The 18,504-nt window shown below is 72.3% G+C and carries 19 protein-coding genes and 1 tRNA gene; 7 read left to right on the forward strand and 13 right to left on the reverse strand.

Translation table 11 applies throughout. The features are described 5' to 3' along the window. Positions 1-25: 25 nt before the first annotated feature. A complete protein-coding gene (locus tag M3673_RS07800; protein ID WP_251532851.1) occupies positions 26-673 on the reverse strand; it encodes a DUF4396 domain-containing protein in 648 nt (215 codons plus the stop codon). A 687-nt stretch (positions 674-1,360) separates the two neighbouring features. Here M3673_RS07800 and M3673_RS07805 point away from each other — a divergent pair. The 3 genes from M3673_RS07805 (at position 1,361) to M3673_RS07815 (ending at position 4,994) form a co-directional block, all read left to right on the forward strand. Further along, positions 1,361-3,751: a heavy metal translocating P-type ATPase gene (locus tag M3673_RS07805; protein ID WP_251534309.1), complete on the forward strand. Its 2,391-nt coding sequence runs from the start codon at positions 1,361-1,363 to the stop codon at positions 3,749-3,751. Positions 3,752-3,802: 51 nt separating this feature from the next. After that, entirely contained in the window at positions 3,803-4,276 is a 474-nt protein-coding gene (locus M3673_RS07810; protein WP_251532852.1) for a DUF6153 family protein, read from the forward strand. A gap of 76 nt (positions 4,277-4,352) precedes the next feature. Beyond that, complete coding sequence (locus M3673_RS07815; protein WP_251532853.1) at positions 4,353-4,994, forward strand: DUF305 domain-containing protein; 642 nt, start codon at positions 4,353-4,355, stop codon at positions 4,992-4,994. Between the two features lie 65 nt (positions 4,995-5,059). On the opposite strand, the gene M3673_RS07820 is transcribed toward M3673_RS07815, so the two are convergent. From M3673_RS07820 to M3673_RS07845, 6 genes are all read right to left on the reverse strand, one after another. Next, positions 5,060-5,344: a helix-turn-helix transcriptional regulator gene (locus M3673_RS07820; RefSeq protein WP_251532854.1), complete on the reverse strand. Its 285-nt coding sequence runs from the start codon at positions 5,342-5,344 to the stop codon at positions 5,060-5,062. Between the two features lie 442 nt (positions 5,345-5,786). Beyond that, the gene (locus tag M3673_RS07825) at positions 5,787-6,554 is read right to left on the reverse strand and encodes a hypothetical protein (RefSeq protein ID WP_251532855.1); all 768 of its coding nucleotides are present in this window, start codon (positions 6,552-6,554) and stop codon (positions 5,787-5,789) included. 86 nt (positions 6,555-6,640) lie between these two features. After that, positions 6,641-7,339, reverse strand: coding sequence for a DedA family protein (locus M3673_RS07830; protein ID WP_251532856.1), 699 nt, complete (start codon positions 7,337-7,339; stop codon positions 6,641-6,643). A gap of 59 nt (positions 7,340-7,398) precedes the next feature. Beyond that, a complete protein-coding gene (locus M3673_RS19615; protein ID WP_251532857.1) occupies positions 7,399-8,793 on the reverse strand; it encodes a HAMP domain-containing sensor histidine kinase in 1,395 nt (464 codons plus the stop codon). Beyond that, positions 8,790-9,452 (reverse strand): response regulator transcription factor, encoded by a 663-nt coding sequence (locus M3673_RS07840; protein ID WP_251532858.1) that lies wholly within the window; start codon positions 9,450-9,452, stop codon positions 8,790-8,792. Before M3673_RS07840 ends, M3673_RS19615 begins: the two co-directional genes overlap by 4 nt. A 4-nt stretch (positions 9,453-9,456) precedes the next feature. Further along, positions 9,457-9,969, reverse strand: coding sequence for a DUF2231 domain-containing protein (locus tag M3673_RS07845; RefSeq protein WP_251532859.1), 513 nt, complete (start codon positions 9,967-9,969; stop codon positions 9,457-9,459). A gap of 125 nt (positions 9,970-10,094) precedes the next feature. Between M3673_RS07845 and M3673_RS07850 the strand changes: the two genes are divergently transcribed. The 4 genes from M3673_RS07850 to M3673_RS07865 all read left to right on the forward strand — a co-directional run bounded on the left by M3673_RS07850 (position 10,095) and on the right by M3673_RS07865 (position 12,167). Further along, positions 10,095-11,039 (forward strand): metallophosphoesterase, encoded by a 945-nt coding sequence (locus M3673_RS07850; protein WP_251532860.1) that lies wholly within the window; start codon positions 10,095-10,097, stop codon positions 11,037-11,039. A 364-nt stretch (positions 11,040-11,403) separates the two neighbouring features. Next, positions 11,404-11,541, forward strand: a tRNA-OTHER gene (locus tag M3673_RS07855). A gap of 102 nt (positions 11,542-11,643) precedes the next feature. Continuing rightward, entirely contained in the window at positions 11,644-11,847 is a 204-nt protein-coding gene (locus M3673_RS07860; RefSeq protein ID WP_251532861.1) for a hypothetical protein, read from the forward strand. Further along, positions 11,844-12,167: a hypothetical protein gene (locus M3673_RS07865; RefSeq protein WP_251532862.1), complete on the forward strand. Its 324-nt coding sequence runs from the start codon at positions 11,844-11,846 to the stop codon at positions 12,165-12,167. The genes M3673_RS07860 and M3673_RS07865 overlap by 4 nt, the downstream gene beginning before the upstream one ends. A gap of 98 nt (positions 12,168-12,265) precedes the next feature. On the opposite strand, the gene M3673_RS07870 is transcribed toward M3673_RS07865, so the two are convergent. From M3673_RS07870 to M3673_RS07895, 6 genes are all read right to left on the reverse strand, one after another. Further along, positions 12,266-12,856 carry a DUF3618 domain-containing protein gene (locus tag M3673_RS07870; protein ID WP_251532863.1) on the reverse strand — a complete coding sequence of 197 codons (591 nt, stop codon included), beginning with the start codon at positions 12,854-12,856 and terminating at the stop codon, positions 12,266-12,268. Next, positions 12,832-13,236, reverse strand: a complete 405-nt coding sequence (locus M3673_RS07875; protein WP_251532864.1) for a phage holin family protein — start codon at positions 13,234-13,236, stop codon at positions 12,832-12,834. The genes M3673_RS07870 and M3673_RS07875 overlap by 25 nt, the downstream gene beginning before the upstream one ends. Before the next feature lie 127 nt (positions 13,237-13,363). Beyond that, positions 13,364-13,858, reverse strand: coding sequence for a hypothetical protein (locus M3673_RS07880; protein ID WP_251532865.1), 495 nt, complete (start codon positions 13,856-13,858; stop codon positions 13,364-13,366). Positions 13,859-14,347: 489 nt separating this feature from the next. Further along, positions 14,348-16,474, reverse strand: a complete 2,127-nt coding sequence (locus tag M3673_RS19620) for a PAS domain-containing sensor histidine kinase (protein WP_251532866.1) — start codon at positions 16,472-16,474, stop codon at positions 14,348-14,350. 75 nt (positions 16,475-16,549) lie between these two features. Then, a complete protein-coding gene (locus M3673_RS07890) occupies positions 16,550-17,779 on the reverse strand; it encodes a GDSL-type esterase/lipase family protein (protein WP_251532867.1) in 1,230 nt (409 codons plus the stop codon). After that, on the reverse strand, positions 17,776-18,360 hold the full coding sequence (locus M3673_RS07895; RefSeq protein ID WP_193660776.1) for a TetR/AcrR family transcriptional regulator: 585 nt from the start codon (positions 18,358-18,360) through the stop codon (positions 17,776-17,778). Before M3673_RS07895 ends, M3673_RS07890 begins: the two co-directional genes overlap by 4 nt. Positions 18,361-18,504: the final 144 nt, after the last annotated feature.

The raw sequence follows: 18,504 nt of genomic DNA on the forward strand, positions 1-18,504 counted from the left end.
CCACGACCTCATGGGGTGGCGTGCGTCAGGCCGGGGCTGCGGTCTGTCCCCTGGCGGCGAGCCTGCGAACCACCGGGTAACCGGTCATCAGGCCGAGGACGATGCCGAGCTGCATTAGGAACCAGAATGCCGCGTCGGTGGCGGGCGGCATGAGCTCGTTGAAGTGCAGGAGCAGCATCCAGCCGCCCATGCCGATGTCGAAGGCGAGCACGGTGACCACTGCGGCGACGGCCGCGCCACCGACCGACAGTTGGTGGTCCGTACGCCGGGTCGCAACCTGCTCGTAGACGAAAAGCAGCAGGATCGCCAAGGCGCCGATCACCAGGATCATGACCCACAGGTCGATCCCGGCGATCGTGAGACCCGAGGCGATGACCAGCGGTACACCGATCAGGTGGGCGATGGCGGAGGCACCGCCACCCGGCAGACCGGCGACGGCGGCCGGCTGCGTGCCCCGCACCGGGGTGCGGCCGTGCCGGGTGTAGAGCGGGATGGCGAACGGACCGAGGTAGAGCGCGCTGGTGATCCAGACGATCTCGGCGGCGATGCTGGCGTGGCGGTGCCGTCGGGCGTAGATGTCGTAGGCGATCCACGCCGCCGTGGCTACTGCCAGGGCGATGAAGATCCAAGCGACTGGGGTGACCCAGTCGGGGACGCGGTTGGTCATCTGCATGAGGGTTTCCTTCGTCAGGGTGTGTCACCAGGTGCACCAATCGGCGCCTGCGAACGGGCGCAACAGGGGGTGACAGGGGGTGACACCGGGAGTCGTGTGGGGCCGCGGGACAGCGGCGATGAGCGCCGGGGCGTGCCGGTCTGCCCTGAGGGGGCGACCGGCGTCCTCATCAGACCCTCAGCAAGCACATCCGGGTCGGCGTGAGAACGGTCCAGAAACCGTGCCCGGTCCACCCCGGGGGTAGTGCGTCACGGGCGGGGGCCCGAGAGCGGGCGAACAGGTGTCGTCCTCGACGTCGGGGGAGTAGAAGCGCGAGGATCACGAGTAGAGCGACGCCGCCGCAGGCGCCGGCCACCTCGGTGACGCATCCGTCGTCGCAACTCATCGACATGGGTGTGTCGCCCGCACTGGCGATCGAGCTGCCGGGCGGCCCGCCCATGGTCATCGACGGGGAGGCCAGGGCGGCTACGGAACACGCCAGCATCAGCGCTGCGAGCAGCATCCCAGTCCAACGACGCCAACCAGGCGCGCCGGGCAGGATTGCGTCGAGACCCACGGGTGAAGACTAGGTGCGGGACGCAAGTCTCACCAAGACCGCCGTGGTTCTCTTCACAGAGGCCCCCCAAGGTCCTTGCGCCGGGGGCAAACGACTCTTGCGTCGATACCCCTAGGGGGTACTCTTCAGACATGCCCATTCACACGACTCACGGCGATGCACACACGCCACCGACCACCAAGGATCCGGTCTGTGGCATGGACGTCGACCCCGCCGCCAGCGAGCACACAATGGTGCACGACGACGGCTCGTACTTCTTCTGCTCGGCGGGGTGCGCGGCGAAGTTCGAGGCTGACCCGGGCCGCTACATCGGGCCCGACCACGCTCCGGGAGAGTCCAGCGGTAGCTCCACGGGGCCGGTGCCGGCCGGTGAGGTCGCGGAGTACACCTGCCCGATGCACCCCGAGATCCGGCAGGACGGTCCCGGTTCGTGCCCCATCTGCGGGATGGCTCTCGAGCCGGTCCTGGTGACCGCTGAGACGGGTCCGAACGCGGAGCTGGTCGACATGACCCGCCGGTTCTGGGTCGCTGTCGCGTTGTCGATCCCGGTCGTCGTCCTCAGCATGGGTCGCGACCTGGTCCCGGCCGTGCACGACCTGATCGACGCCCAGTTCTCGGTCTGGGCCCAACTGGTCCTCGCGACCCCGGTGGTGCTCTGGGCGGGGGCACCGTTCTTCGTCCGTGGGTGGGCCTCGGTCCGGACCCGGAACCTGAACATGTTCACGCTGATCGCGATGGGCACCGGCGTCGCCTGGCTCTTCAGCATCGTCGCGACCCTCGCACCAGGGTTGTTCCCCGAGGCGTTCCGGATGGACGGTGTCGTCGCGGTCTACTTCGAGGCCGCTGCGGTGATCACCACCCTGGTCCTGTTGGGCCAGGTCCTCGAGCTTCGTGCCCGTGAGCAGACCTCGGGTGCGATCAAGGCCCTGCTCGACCTCAGCCCGAAGACAGCCCGACGGGTCGGGGCGGACGGCACCGAGGAGGAGGTGGGCCTCGACGAGGTCCAGATCGGGGACCGGCTGAGAGTCCGCCCGGGCGAGAAGGTCCCCGTCGACGGCGCTGTCACCGACGGTCGTTCCGCTGTCGACGAGTCCCTGGTGACGGGGGAGTCGATGCCCGTCACCAAGACCACCGGCGACACCGTCATCGGGGGGACCATCAACCAGACCGGGGCCCTGGTCATGGTGGCCGAGAAGGTCGGACGCGACACCATGCTGGCCCGGATCGTGGCGATGGTCGCCGACGCGCAACGCTCCCGCGCCCCCATCCAGCGGATGGCGGACAGGGTCGCCGCCGTGTTCGTGCCCACCGTCATCGCCATCGCGTCGGTCGCGTTCGCCGTGTGGGCGCTGGTGGGCCCCGACCCGCGACTGGCGCACGCCCTCGTCGTCGCGGTCGCGGTCCTGATCATCGCCTGCCCCTGTGCCCTCGGGCTCGCCACGCCGGTCTCGATCATGGTCGGTGTCGGACGTGGCGCACAGATGGGTGTGCTGATCAAGAACGCTGAAGCGTTGGAGCGGATGGAGAAGGTCGACACGCTCGTGGTCGACAAGACCGGCACCCTCACCGAGGGCAAACCCTCGGTCACCCGGATCGTCGCCGCGGCCCCCGTTGCCGGTGCAGGTGGTGCTGGCGGCGCAGGATCCGACGAGGCCGAGCTGCTGCGGCTGGCCGCCTCGGTCGAACGCGCCTCCGAGCACCCCCTGGCCCAGGCGGTCGTGAACGCAGCCCATGACCGGGGCATCACCCTCGGTGAGGTCACTGACTTCGACGCACCCGTGGGGCGCGGTGTCATCGGTGTCGTCGACGGTCACAGGGTGGCCTTGGGCAGCGCCGACTTCATGACCGCCCGCAACCTCGACCCCGCGGGGCTGCTGGTCGAGGCGGACCGGCTCCGTGGTGACGGGGCAACCGTCATCTTCATCGGCATCGACACCGCCGTGGCAGGCATCTTCGCCATCGCCGACCCTGTCAAGGCGACCACTCCTGAGGCCGTCCGGGCCCTGGGCGCGGAAGGTATCGAGGTCGTCATGCTCACCGGCGACAACCGGGTCACCGCCGAGGCCGTCGCCCACTCCCTGGGCATCGACCGGGTCGAGGCCGAGGTCATGCCCGACCACAAGGCCGACGTCGTCCAGCGCCTGCGCAGCGAAGGTCGCGTGGTCGCGATGGCCGGTGACGGTGTCAACGACGCACCCGCGCTCGCCGCAGCTGACGTCGGGCTCGCGATGGGCACCGGCACCGACGTTGCCATCGAGTCCGCCGGGGTCACCCTGCTCAACGGCGACCTGGGCGGCATCGTCCGAGCCCGCCAACTCTCGGTGATGACGATGTCGAACATCCGCCAGAACCTGGTCTTCGCGTTCGCCTACAACGTCGCAGGCATCCCCATCGCTGCCGGGGTCCTCTACCCCGTCTTCGGGGTCCTGCTGTCGCCGATGATCGCCGCCGCTGCGATGGCCCTGTCCTCGGTGAGCGTCATCACCAACGCGTTGCGGCTACGGACCCACCGCCTCGACTGAGCGCACCGAACACCGAAGAGCGGCGAACGTACGATCAGGAGGGTGAGCACCATGGGTCCGACCACCAGCACAGGCAGGGCCGTCCCCGGCCTGCTTGCTGCCGTGGTCGTGTCCATCGTGCTCGGCATCCTCGGGATGCACGCCCTGTCCACCCACGGCGTCATGGGCGAGGCCGACCACGGCGGACACCCGGCCATGAGCGGCATGAGCAGCGACACCGCCGCCCCGGCTGAGAGCCTCGTCCTCGACCCGGTAGCCGACCCGGTAGCCGACCCGGCTGTGGACGGTTCCGGTTCTGATGAGGGTGGCGGACACGACATGGGCGGCATGGTCATGCTCTGCGCCGCCATGCTTGCCGCCACCGCCGCAGCACTCCTGCTCCTCGCGGCCCTCGGCACCCGGCACACCCCACGGTTCTGGGCGCTCCTCCCCACCGCCGCCACCACGGTGACGACCGGGTGGGTCGCCTCCCGCCTCGGGACCGGCCCACCACCGGTCTGGGAGTTCTCCGTCATCAGGTGCTGATCGGCAGCCCCGCCGCCCCCCGCAACCCGGGTGCGGCACGCAGCCGACCACCCAGGACCCATCCCAGGAGAACCCCATGCGCAGCAACCGCACGACCCGCGCCATCAGCGCGACCGCACTCGGCCTCACCCTCGCCCTCACCTCCGCCGCCTGCGGCAACGACGCCGACGGTGGTGACACGAGTGCCGAGGTGTCGACCACCGAGCACAACGACGCCGACGTCGCCTTCGCCTCCGAGATGCTCCAGCACCACGCCCAGGCCCTCGCCATGGTCGACCTGACCATGGGCCGCGACCTCGACCCCGAGGTGCAGCAGCTGGCGGACGAGATCAGGGCGGCCCAGGCCCCCGAGATCGAGACCTTCACCGACTGGCTCACCGACTGGGACGAGGAGATCCCCAGCACCATGCGCGACCACGCCAACGCCGACCACGAAGACGGCGAGGCCGGCGCAGCAATGGAAGGCATGGAAGCCGGGTCCATGGACATGCCCGGCATGATGTCCGCCGCCGACATGACCGCCCTCGAAGACGCCCCCGACTCCAAGTTCCAGGACATGTGGCTGGAGATGATGATCGAGCACCACACCGGCGCGATCGACATGGCCGAGGCGGAGACCGAGCAGGGCCAGTACAAGCCCGCCATCGACCTCGCCGAGGAGATCGCAACCTCACAGGCCGGTGAGATCGACACCATGGAAAACCTGCTCGCGTCCTGACTCCGCCGCCACACGCAGGCGGGCCGTCGCCAACCAGGCGGCGGTCCGCCTGGTGTGTGTTTAGTTCAGGCAGGGGTCTCGCGCTGCCAGTCGGAGGTGCTCGGCGTGGTCGAGGCCGCCCTCGATGAGTCGAGGACATGGACCTCGCAGTCGCGGTGGGTGACACGGCGCCCGTGCCGGTCGGCGAGGATGGGGCCGAGGCGGCGCAGGTGCTTGAGCGGGTATGAGATCGCTAAACGCTTCAGGTCGAGCGCGACGAGTATCTCGCCCACCGACAGCGGGCCGACCTGCAGGGCCGTGAGGGTGCTGAGACGGCCGGGGGTGGGGAGCCCGTGCGGGACGACCGTCACCGACCTGGCGGTCTCCTCGACACGGACCGCGCGACGTGCAGCGGCGTTTCTCGTGCCCACCACAGAGTTGGGCCACCCCGGGGACCCCCGCAATCTCCTATAACTGGTGCTGCACACGCTGCGACACCTACGCCACCATCCGCCACCATCGCCCTGCTGCACGGCGTCCCGCCGCACGTGGTTAGTCGCAACCTCGGTTATTCCTCCGTCGCCCATCACCGCCGACACCTACGGGCACCGCACCGACGACGCCTCGCGCGCGGCTGCCGGGACCCTTGTTGCGGCACTGAACCGGTGAGGCAACTAGACCCTCAAGTGACGTGTGAGTCACCAGCGGGTGACGCCCGATCCGCACCCGCTGGAGATCGCCTTGACAGCGCATGGGGCCGCACCCCGGGAAGGGGGATCCCGGGGTGCGGCGGTCGGTGAATCGACGGTGTAATCAGGAGCGAGCGATGGGTGTCGTCGTCTCGACGTGGTGGTGACGCGGCTCCTGGCCGGTGAACCAGGCGACGGCGGCGAGGATGACGACGAGGAACAGGGCGCTGGTGGCGTTGGTGCCGAGTCCGAGGCCGCCGTCGGTGGTGCTGGCGGTGAGGAGGTCGCCGATGGAGGCACCGAGCGGGCGGGTGAGGACATAGGCGGTCCAGAAGGCGAGCACGGCGCCAAGGCCGCCCTTCCAGTACCCGAGGGTGACCAGGGCGATGGCGAGGCCGAAGATGCCGGCGCTGAGGAGATAGCCGAGGGAGAGGCCTTCGGAGACGAGGTCGCCGGCGGAGGTGCCGAGGGCGAAGGTGGACAGGATCGCGGCCCAGTAGAACCACTCGCGTCGGGGCGTGGTGATGGCGTGGATGGACAGGGTGTGCTCGGTGCGCCACCAGGCGGTGAAGGTGGCGGCCAGGGCGACGGCGAAGACGGCGGTGGTGGTCCACAGGCTGACGCCGAGGTTGTCGACGAGGTTGTCGGAGACCAGGGTGCCGACGATGCTGACCAGGACCACGGTGAGCCAGTAGACCCAGGGCACGTAGCGGTCACGTCGCAGCTGCATGGTCAGTGCCGCTGCCAGGAGGACAGCCATGATCAGGCTGGTCAGGCTGAGGCCGAGACCCAGGTTGCCGGCGAGGAAGTCGGCGGCGGTCTCTCCGACGGTGGTGGAGAGGATCTTGACGACCCAGAACAGGAGCGTGACCTGGGGAACCTTGTTGAGCATGGTGCGCGCGGATCTGCTGGGTGTGCTGCTGGGTGCATCATGGCCGCGCTGCCGTGCTCGGCGTGTGGGCCCGGGGGCGTGTGAGGTCATCGGTGGAGGCCTTCCTGGTGGGGATGGGTGTCGTGGTCGACCATCGCGGCTGGCTCCTGCCAGCGACCTGACTGGTTGTCGTTGACCCGGGGTTGGGCGAGCCGGCCCCGGGCGAGGGCGATGGCGGCCGGGACCAGCGAGAGCCCGACGAGGGCCAGTGAGGTGACCTCGACGTGGTGGGCGATGAGCGGGACGCCGCCGAGGTAGAACCCGGCCAGGGTCATCGCGGTGGTCCAGGCAAGGCCACCGAGGACGTTGTAGGCGGTGAAGCGTCGGCGTGGCATCGCGACCGCGCCGGCGACGACGGGAGTGAAGGTGCGGGCCAGGGGCACGAAGCGGGCCAGGATCACGGCCTTGTGACCGTGCCGGTCGAAGAACGCACGAGCGGCGGACACGTGCCGCGGCGAGAAGAGCCTCGAAGGGCGTCGGTCGAAGAGGCGGGGCCCGTAGCGACGTCCGATCGTGTACGCGACCTGGTCGCCGACCGAGGCGCTGGCCCAGGTAGCGGCCACGACGAGGAGGACCGGAACGGGGATGGTCCCGGTCGCGACGAGAAGGCCTGCTGCGAAGAGCAGCGAGTCGCCGGGGAGGAAGAACCCGACCAGGAGCCCGGTCTCGGCGAAGACGACGGCGCAGAGCAGGAGCAGCGCTGCTGGTCCGAGGGTCGCGAGGAGCGGGACGAAGATGGCGGTCATGCTTCGACGCTAGGAGCGCGGGCCTGCCAGGAACCTGACTGACCGGACCCGGTCGGCTGTCACGGCCCCGGGGGATTCCGTCCTGGGAAGGTCGCGACGAAGGTGGCGCCGTCGAGGTCGCCGTGGGCTGTGAGGTCCAGGTCGCCGCCGGCGCCTCGGGCGACCCGGCGGGCCAGGGCGAGTCCCAGTCCGTTGCTGGCGTGCGTGGAGAATCCTGGCTCGAAGACGTCCTCGATGTGGGCGGGCGGTACGCCGGGGCCGTCGTCGGAGACGCGCACCTGCACCTGCCCGCCGCCGGCGTCCGCGCGGACCTCGACGTGCTGCGCGACGCGCACGGCGTTGGCGATGACGGGTGAGAGGACGCGGACGGCCAGGCCGTGTGGCAGGTCGAGGGCGGTGCCAGCAGGGACGTCGAGCAAGACCTGGTCTGCGGTGGCCAGGTGGTCCAGGACGTCGTCGAGCACCTCGGTCAGGGAGCAGGTCGCGTCGTGGTCGATGTGGTTGGTGCGGGCCAGGTCGAGCAGGCTGGTGACGGTGCCGGCCATGCTGCGGCAGGTGCGTTGAATCTGCTCGACGTCGTGTCGCAGCTCGTCGTCGATGTCGGTGCGCATCGCGACCAGGTCGGCGGTGGCCTGAATGGTGGTCAGCGGGGTGCGCAGCTCGTGGGCCAGTTCGGTGCTGAGGCGCTGCTCGGCGCGGATGGTCGAGCGGACTCGGTCCAGCAGGCCGTCCAGGGTGGCGCCGAGGGCGCGGATCTCGTTGCCGGGTGGTCCGAGGTCGAAGCGGCGGTCGAGGTCGTGGGCGCTCCACTCGGCCGCCGTCGCTGCCATCTGGGCCACCGGTGCGAGGGCTCGGCGGCTGGCCCAGCCCGCGAGGGCGGTGGCCAGCACGACGATGACCGCTCCGGCGCTGAGCGAGACCAGCAGCGCGGTGCGCTCGTCGTTCTCGTAGGGCCCCAGCGGCTCGGTGAGCACGACCACGCCCTCGTCGCCCGCCGTGGTGGTGAAGGGGCGGCCTAGTACGACGTAGGAGTCGTCGACCTCACGGGTCCGCGTGACGGCGGTGGCGGAGAGGTCGGAGAAGACCTCCTGCTGGGCCGGCGGGACGTCGCCTGCGATCAGGGAGCCGGCCAGGTCGTAGACCGCGACGCCCGGGTCGAGGGCGGCGTCGGGAACTCTGAGTCCTCCAGCGGTGGAGTCGGTGCTGGCTGCCTGGACGACGACGTCGGCGCGGTCCAGGAGTACCCGTTCGATCGCGCTGGTCGATGCGCCGGCGAGCACGATCTGGACCACGACGACCAGGGCGATCGCCACCAGGGCTCCGAGGACTGCGGTGGAGACGACCAGCTGACGGCGGAACGTGCCGGCGTCGGAGCCGTCGTCACGACGCCAGCTCCACCGCCGGCCCACGGCCACGCCCGCGGATGCGGCGGGGGGTGGTTGGTGGCTGCTCACGCGACCCGGTACCCGACGCCGCGCACGGTCTCGATCCCGGTGGGGGAGTCGATCGAGTCGAGCTTGGTGCGGATGCGCCGGATGAAACTGTCGACGGTGTTCTCGGCGACGACCGACCCGTCGGGCCAGGCGGCGGCGACGACGGTGCGTCGTCGGACGACCTGACCGGGTCGCGATGTGATGGCGGCCAGCATCCGGAACTCGGTCGGGGTGAGCAGCACCTCCCCGGTCGCGGTGCGGGCGGCGTGGGCGACGGGGTCGAGGACCAGCCCACCGGCCGGGCCACGGCTCGGTGTCCCGCGAGCAGCGAGAATCTCGACGCGGGCGAGGAGCTCGCGTAGGTCGAAGGGCTTGACCATGTAGTCGTCGCCGCCGGAGGCGAAGCCCTGCAGCTTGTCCTGGGTGGCGCCCAGTGCGGTGAGGAAGAGGACGGGGGCGTGCTGGCCGGCGGACTTGAGCGCCTGCACGACGTCGCGGCCGTCGGTGTCGGGCAGCCCGACGTCCATCACGACCACCTCGACCGCGCTGTCGGTGCCGAGCAGGCGCAGCGCCTCGGCGCCGTCGTGGGCGGCCAGGACGTCGTGGCCGCCGGCGCGCAGCCCGCGCACCAGCACCGACCGGATGCCCTCGTCGTCCTCGCAGACCCCCACCGTCGCCATCGGATCAGTCTCCCGTCGAGGAGGGCGCTGCGCTGACCTGGTCGGACCACACGGCCTTCGCGCCGGAGTCCCCGACGCGGTAGACCTGCACCGCGCAGGCCAGGGAGGCCAGTACCGCCAGGACGGCGACCGCGCTGGTGGCGCGCGCGGGGGTGCGGCTGCTCGTGCTGCCGGTCCCTTCAGCGGCACGGGTGCGGGAACGCTCGCGGCGAGCGAGGACCACCAGGACCAGTGCTAGGACGAGCACGGGCAGGGCGAACCAGAGCAGCTGGTCACCGAGGGCGGCGTGCTGACCGGGGTCACCGACGCGCTCCTCAAGGGCCTCGCCGCTCGAGGTGGCGACTGGCACCAGGGCGGCGGCGACGGCCGCGATCGCGACGACCAGCGGACCGTAGGTGAGGCGCCAGACCGGTCGGGCAGCGATCGCGATGGTGCCGAGGATCGCCAGGGGCAGGAGGACCACGACGGCGTGGACCACGAGGGGGTGGATGGGCAGTCCGTTGATCAGGTCGAACACGGTGGGGGCTCCTTCGTCGTGATGAGGGTCCAGGGTCGCGCACTGGACCTGCCATCAACCTGACTACGCCGGACCCGACCTGGACGGTCAGGTCGCGTGCAGGTGCGCCGACCTACGTTCAGCCGATGTCGCCCCCACGTGAGGTCCGCAAGGTACTCCTGCTGCTCGCCGCCGCCCTCGTGACGCTGACCGGGTGCAGCACGCCCGCCCCCGCGGACCCGCCGGCACCCGCCCCGAGCGCGCCCCCGGCCTATGCCGGGACCACGGCGGGCGTGACGGTCGAGCTGGTCGCGGTCGGCGACATCGCCTGCGAGCCGGGCGAGGCCACGACACCGACGACGTGTCAGCAGCAGGCCACCGCAGACCTGACCACACGCCTGGATCCCGACCGGGTCCTCGCGCTGGGTGACCTGCAGTACGAGAACGGCACCGTAGCGTCGTTCGCGGCTTCCTGGGCCAAGAGCTGGGGCCGGTTCTCGGACCGGCTGCTGGCGGTGCCGGGCAACCACGAGTACAACACCACCGGAGCCGCCGGGTACCGGGACTACCTCGGCGCCCCCACCCACGCCGTGGTCGAGCTGGGCACCTGGCGGGTCTACCTGATGGACTCCAACTGCGAGCAGGACGCCTGCGCCGCGCAGATCGACTGGCTCACCGCCGACCTGGCCGCGCACCCCGCCACCTGCACCGCGGTCGCGATGCACCACCCCCGGTGGTCCTCCGGGGCCCACGGCCCCCAGTTGTTCCTCCAGCCGCTATGGGAGATCCTCGTCGACTCCGGCGTCGACCTCGACCTCGCCGCCCATGACCACGACTACGAACGGTTCGACCGCCTCGACGTCACCGGCCACACCGTTACCGGGACCGCGGCAGGGACCCGCCAGTTCGTGGTCGGGACCGGCGGCAAGTCGTTCTACGAGGTCCGCGAGCAGCGGACCGGGTCGCAGTTCCTCCAGAACGACCGCTTCGGGGTGCTCGACCTCATCCTGCGCGACGAGGGGTACGACTGGTCCTACGTCGACACCGACGGGGAGGTACTCGACCGCGGCACCGATACCTGCAGCACCTGACCAGGTGGTCGGCCGGCGCACTGCGGTGTGTGCCGTGTGGGTCAGGCGCCTTCCCGGGCGGCGCTAGAGCCACGGTCCCAGCAACGATCTCGTGGTCTAGGAAGCACCGCAGGCACGGCCCTGGTCTCGGCGGTAGTCGTGATCGCAGACGGGTCCGGCGAGACGAGGGTCTCGGCGCCGCAACCGACCAGCAACCTGGCGAGTGCGAGCAAGGGCAGATCGGTGGTTCTCATCCGACGTAGGCACCGCAAGAAGGCGAGAAGTTGCGACGCCAGCACCCTAATTCTGCCGAGTGCCGACACCGTTGGTCTGACTACTTGACTGACAACATCTTCACGTCAATCTTCGACATTTCCCGAGACTTCGGGTTGTTGCCCGTCGGTGCGCGCGCATGTCTTGACCTGCAAGAACGACGTAGAATGCACCGACGGGCAACAACTCGAAACGACGCACTATCGGCCTGGGGGTCAAGGGGTCGCAGGTTCAAATCCTGTCAGCCCGACCGGAGAAGATGCAGGTGGGAGAGGGTGCCGGACAGATCCGGCACCCTCTTCTCGCGTCTCGGGACTTCCCCCGACACAGGAAGAACAGCCAGGATGGATGCGTGTCCAGGGTCCTGCTGCTCGGCATCGCTGCCGTCCTGATCGCCACGACGTCCGGACTGGGCGGCTACGTCCTCGGCCGCGCCGAGGTGTCCGCGTGCCAGGAGGACCTGCGCACGACCATCGAGGCGCTGGAGAGGTCGCAGTCGCGTGCCCCCGACGACAGCGCGGTGTACGGCGTCTCCGGCGGCAGCTGCCTGAGATGACGGGTGGGACCAGCGAGCTCCGGTCCTCCGGCTTCTCCTACGACTCGGCCCGACCCGCTGAGGCGAGCGGCGCCGCCCCCGTCACCTACGTCGAGCTGAGGCACCACGAGTACGCCGGGCCGTTCTGGGACGACGAAGGCGGCCTCGGCGAGGACTACGCCGACTGGGAGCCGTACGGGATGACCCGTGCCACCTTCGACGCCTGCTGCCGGTGGAACGAGACGGGTGGCGGCGACGAGGAGAAGGCACGACTGCTCGCGCTGGTGCGCGCGGAGTTGCCGTCGAGCGTCGAGGTGGCGTCACCGCCAGCGGGGGAGTGAGCAGGGGCGCCGGCCCGCGTCACCATCGACCCGGCGTGCGACGACCGCCGCTCCCCTCGGAGGGGCGGCGGCGGTCGTCGTACGTCGTTGCGCGCGGCTCAGGCGCCGGGGGTCTCGGCGCGCACGCTCTGCACCGAGGAGGAGCCCTCGTCCTGGACCCGGGCGGCGGACTGCTGCGCGGTGTCCTTGACCTGCGCGGCGGCGTCGGCGGCGCTGTCCTTGAGGTGCCCGGCCACGTCCTGACCGGCCTGCTTGACCTCGTCGACCACGGGCTGGCCGTGCTCCTTGGCGGCGTCGACGGTCTGCTGCGCGAGACGTGCCTCGGCGTCGCTGGCCGGGACGAGCGCGGCGACGAGCAGCCCTGCGCCGAAGGCCACCAGCCCGGCACCGAGCGGGCTGCCCTGCACGGCGCTGCCGGTGCTGTCCGCAGCGCTCGAGGCCGCGCCGCGCACCCCGTCGGTGGCGCTGCCGAGGGTGGAGCCGGCCGTCGAGCCGGCCGAGTCGCGCACCCCCGAGGCGCTGCCCATCACCCGGTCGCGCACCGACGAGGCGCGCCCGCGCACGGCGGCCTTGCGACGCTCGACGATCGCGCTCGGGCTCACCCGGTCGTGCAGGGCGTCGAGGTCGTGTGCGAGGGCCTCGCGGGTGCCTGCGATGTCGTTGCTCAGCTCTTCTGTGCTCTGGCCCATGATGCGTCCTCCTTGAGGGTGCGCTGCGTGGTCGGCAGCTGCGGGTTGCTCTGCTGGAGAGCCTTCTTGCCGGTCAGGGCGAGGGCGCCGGCGACGACGCCCCACACCAGGGCCACGACGAGCGCGGCCAGCCACAGCGGCAGCACGGCGTCGAGGCCGAACATCGCCGCCGCGGAGAGGAACAGCAGCAGGTAGGACCCGGCCACGCCGGCGCCGCCGAGCAGGCCGGCGCCCTTGCCGGCCCGGCCGGCCTCCTGCTTCATCTCGGTCTTGGCGAGGTCGAGCTCCTGGCGGACCAGGGTGGTGAGGTCCTGGGTGATGTCGCCCACGATCTCGCCGAGGCTGCGCTGCCCGCCGTCGGGCGTCGGGGTCTGGGTCATCGCAGCGACCCCGGGCGGTCGTCGTGACCCAGGGGGTCGGCCAGCGGGTCGGCCAGGGGGTCGGCCAGCGGGTCCCTCCGGGGAGCCTCGTCGGCACCGGGGGCCGGGACGGCCGTCGTCGCCGGCGTCACGGGGGTGGGGGTGCTCGGCGGAGCCACCGGTGTGGTGCCCGGGGTGGTGGGCGGCAGGACCGGCGACGCGGCGCCCGGACGTCCTCGGTGCCGGTCGGGGCGCCCGAGGCGGACCCGGAGGCGCGGGCACCGCTGAGCAGGCGGCCGGTGACGACCCCTGCGGCGAGCGCTCCGGCGAGGAACACGCCCGGTCGGCGGCGGGCGAAGCCCCTGACGTCGTCGAGCAGGTCGCTGGGCTCGCGCCCGTCGAGGTGGGTGCCGAGGCTGCGGGCGCGCCGCGAGACCTGACGGGCGGCCTCGGTGGCCAGCCCCGACTGCGTGCCGCTGGAGGCCATCTGGTCGAGATCGTCGCTGAGGCCGTGCAGCGTCGTGACCAGACGGTCGCGCTGCGTGCGTGACTGCTCTGTGGCCTGGGCGACCGCGTCGTCGAGCACGCTGCGGGCCTGGGCCCGGGCCTCGGCGGCCACGGTGCCGGCCTCCTCACCGGCCACCGACGCGACGTGACGGGTCTCGTCGGCCGCGGTGGAGGCTGCGTGCTGCGCCTGGGCCCCGGTGCCCGGCGCCTCGGTGGTGCCGAGCCCGTTGTGGGGCCCGCGGTGGTGTCCTGGGTGTAGGTCATGTCGTCTCCTGTCGTCGAGGACGAGAGGTGCTCGGCCGCTCGGGCCGTCGCGGTGGTCCCTCGACGTCCCTCACGCAACCGCACCGGCCGGGGGGTCCGGCTCCCTCCCGTGGGGTGGGTCGGTGGCCGCCCGGGCGTGCGGTCGAGGGGCCCCACAGGTCGGGCCTGGTGATGTCACCGCCTGACGGGGTGGGACGGGTCGAGGCGCGCGGCATGCACCTGGCGGTGCCGTGCGCGCGGTCGTCATGCGGACCGTGGATACGCATCCACGCTGCGCACGACGACCCACCCGGCCCGCACGGGCGCCCGCCCCCACGGCCCGCGGCCGCCCGGGCAGGCGGGCGACGCCGCGGCGGTGGCCTCAGCCGCGCTCGGCGGACCCGACCGGTCGCAGGGCGCCTGGGACGACCCGGTCGGAGGCCGGCCGTGCCGAGGGTCGCTCCGTGCCCGGGCCGACGCCCGGGCCGACGCCCGGGCCGCCCGACGGCAGGCGCAGCACCATCCGGGTGCCGACGCCCTCGGGTCCGGTGCGGGCGGTGAGGGAGCCGCCGTGCTTGTCGGCGACGGTGCGGCAGATGGCCAGGCCCAGTCCGGTGCCCTCGTAGCCGGTGTGCATGCGCACGAAGGGGTCGAAGACGGCCTCGTGCTGGCCGGCCGGGATGCCGACGCCGTTGTCGTCGACGACGACCTCGTCCCAGCCGTGGGTGGTGCGGGCGCTGATCCGGACCCGGGGGGTGGTGCCGGGCGCGACGTACTTCAGCGCGTTGCCCACGAGGTTGGCCATGACCTGGCGCAGCTGCACGGGGTCGGCGTGCAGGACGGCGCCCGTGGCGCAGGTCACGGCCCCGGGCCCGAGGTCGGGTCGGTCGGCCAGGACCTCGCCGACCACGGCGTCGAGGTCGACGGGCTCGGGGTGGTGCTCGGCGGCCTGGGCGCGGGCGTAGCCGAGCAGGTCGTCGATGAGCCGGGCCATGCGGCGGGTCGAGGACCCGATGCGGTCGTTCATGCCGGCGGCGGTGGCCGCCGGCGCTCCGAGGGCGTCGAGCTCCTCGGCCAGCATCTGGTGCCAACCGGTCAGGGCGGCCAGCGGGGACTTCAGGTCGTGGGCGACCATGCCGGCGAAGCCCTGCACCTGGCGCAGGTGCATCTGCTCGCGGGTGACGTCGCGCAGCAGGAAGACCGCGGAGGGCTGCGCTCCGGGCAGGGGTGCGGCGCCCACCGACAGGAAGCGCCGCTCGCCGCTGTCGGCGGCGACGTGCTGCACCAGCTCCCCGGCGACGGTCTCCCCGCGCAGGGCGCGGGTGTGGAGACCGTCCTCGGTGGGGATGGGCGTGCCGTCGGGGAGCAAGAAGCCGTGGCGCGCCGGGTCGTCGAGCGCCACGACGGTCGAGCCGCCGAGCAGGGAGCGGGCGGCCTGGTTGGCCAGCACGACCCTGCCGTCGGCCCCGAGCACCACCAGGGCGTCGGTCATGGAGGCCGTGACGGTGGCGAGCAGGTCGGCCTGCGCCCGGGCCTCGGCCTCCGAGGCGCGCAGTCGGGTCGCGAGCCGCTCGTGACGCTCCTCCCCGAGCGCGAGGGTGAGGGCGAGGCAGAAGCAGAGGCCCACGAACAGCTGTGCGACGAGCGCCCGCATGAGCGGATCGGTCACCTCGGCGAACGGCCCCACACCGAGCGCCGTCGCAGCGATCACCGCCATCGAGGTGGCGAGCACGTGCAGGGCGGCGGTCTCCACCGCGAAGCGGGCGCCGGCCCAGGCCACGACCGCGACCAGCACGAACACCAGGGGCAGCCCGGGAGCGACCTGGAACACCACGACGAGCGCGGTGGCGGTCGCGAGCAGCAGCAGACCCAGCTCGGGCACGGAGCCGCCCACCCGGGCGCCCAGGCCCGACCGGGAGGGCCGCGGCGCGCGCACCCGGTCGCGCACCGCGAGGGTCGAGCGGCCGTCGGAGCAGACCGCGACCACGGTGACGGTGACCAGCACGACGGCCACGGCGTTGCGTCCGGTCCAGGCCAACGGGGTCTCCCACGACCACACGCCCCCGGAGGTCACCACGGCGGCCGCGATGAGCGGCGAGGTGCCGAGTGAGGAGGCGGCGGCGGAGACGATCACGGCCATGAGGCCGTGAGCCGACCGGAGCGGCCCCCACGGGTCCTCGGGACCGGCCTCGCTCAGCGCCAGCCGGTGCAGCAGGGCCGCGCAGCCGCCGGCCAGGACCACGTGGGCGGCGGCGACGAGCAGGACCGCCGCGACGCCGTCGTAGACGACGGTGGCCTGCACCACGAGGACGGAGGCGACGACGAGCAGCACCCCCGCCCGGGCCGGTGCGGTCCGCGAGGCCAGCAGCCAGCTGACGGCGACGCCGGCCGCGGGCCAGAAGAGGGCGATCGCGGAGTCGGCCGGCTTGGTGTAGAGACCGACCACAGCCGCGAGCACGAAGGCCCCCGTCCAGGTCGCGAAGGCGACGTGGGGGGAGTCGCGACGCACCTGCTGCACCACCTCACGGGTCGGGGGACGGGTCCGACCCACCCCATCGGCAGCCGAGCACCCGTCCTGACCCCATCATCGCAGGAGTCCTGACGCCAGACTCCGTACGACGCCCGCGAACCGCTCACCGACCTCGCGGTGCGTCTCGGGTCCCGGGTGGAGGCCGTCCACGAGCGGGTGCCGGGCGTGGTCGGCCTCGTCGTAGAGCTCCAGGCCGTCGAGCAGGTGCAGGTGGGGGTCGTCGGCGCGTGCCGCGACCAGGCTCGCGAGCTCGCGGCGTACGACGGAGAGCGTGAGCCGGCCCGCGGCGACCTCGGCCGGGTCGCCGGTGGCGACGAAGCGCAGCTCGCCGGCGCGCAGGGCGTCGAGGTCGGGGGCGGTCGGACCGGGGGTGTCCTCGTGGAGGGGGCACAGCAGCGGGGAGACCACCAGCAGCGGGGTGTCGGGGTGGCCGTCGCGGATGGTGTCGAGGAAGCCGTGGACCGCGGGCACGAAGGCGCGCAGCCGCATCAGGTCGGCGTTGACGACGTTGATGCCGATCTCGAGGCTGATCAGGTCGGCCGGGGTGTCGCGCAGCGTGCGGGCCAGGAACGGGTCGAGCAGGGCGCTGCCACCCAGCCCGAGGTTGACCAGCTCGACCCCGGCGGCACGGGCCGCGACCGCCGGCCACGTGCCCGTGGGGCTCGCGGCGAAGGACCCGTGGCTCAGGGAGCTGCCGTGGTGCAGCCAGACCGGGCGGTCCGCGCGCTCGGCGGGGCCGACCGGGGCGTCGGAGCGCAGCGCGACCAGGGTGGTCGTCTCGTCGTGGGGCAGCCAGATCTCGACGGTCTTGTCGTGGGCGGGCAGGCCGGTGAAGGTGGCGGTGCCGGCGGCGCCGAGGTCGTGGCGTGCGGTCCCGGCGGCCATGTCGAGGGTGACGGTGTCGCCGCCGCGGACGGTGGCCTCGGCGGTCGGCACGTCGTCGACGAGCAGGTCGTAGACGCCGTCGGGACGGGCGGGCAGGCCGGGGTAGACCCGCTTGGTGGGCACGGTCTGCAGGGCGAGCGTCGTGGCCCGGGTGCGCAGCAGCAGCCGCACGCCGGAGGTCTGCGACTGCGCCATCGCCAGCTGGGCGTCGGCATGGCGCTCGCGCACCCAGCGGGGCAGCCGGTGCGGCACGAGACCGCGGTCGGTGTCCTCGAGGTCGAGCGCACCGCGGACGAGGAGGTGCCCGGCCGGGGTGGTGAACGAGACCCGGTGCGCGAGCGCGGTGGCGGGGCTCGGGGCGGGGGAGGTGGTGGGTGAGGGGATGGGGTCGTGGGTCACGGTGTCTCCTGGGTGGGGTCGGGCCAACGGCGCAGCAGCACGTCGAGCGCGTCGAGCGTGCGGCGCCAGGTGGTGTCGCTGTCGGGGCTGCTGTGGCCGAAGCCGCCGGCCGCCTCGAGGCTGGTGTAGCCGTGGAAGACGCTGCCGAGCAGGCGCACGGCGTGGGTCTGGTCCTCCCCGGTGAGGTCGTAGCCCCGGAGCACGGCGCGGGCCAGCTCGGCGTGGCGCGGGCCGGCGCTGGCGGCGGCCGTGGCGGGGTCGAGCCTCAACCGCGCGGCGTCGTAGCGCCCGGGGTGCTCCCGGGCGTAGTCGCGGTAGGCGCCGCCGAAGGCGACGAGGGCGTCCTTGCCGGCGCGGCCGGCGACGGCTGCGCCGACCCGGTCGGCCATCTCCTCCAGCGCGAGCAGGGCGACGCGGGTGCGCAGGTCGTCGGCATCGCGCAGGTGGGAGTAGAGGCTCGCGGGGCGTACGCCCACGCGCCGTGCGAGCGCGGCGGGGGTGACCGCGGCGAAGCCGGCCTCGTCGGCCAGGTCGGCGGCCTCGAGGGTGAGTCGCTGCGTCGTGAGTCCTGCTCGTGCCATGTCGTGTGTCTCCGTCCGGGGATCGACTACGCCCATCCTGCATCTGCCTACGAGTCGTAGGCAAACTGACGACGACGTCGTCGGCCGACGTCGATCCGCGACCCCGAACCCCTCGGGTCGGCCCGACCGCCGCCGATGGGTGCG

Source organism: Nocardioides sp. P86, assembly GCF_023712465.1.
GTDB classification, from domain to species: domain Bacteria; phylum Actinomycetota; class Actinomycetes; order Propionibacteriales; family Nocardioidaceae; genus Nocardioides; species Nocardioides kribbensis.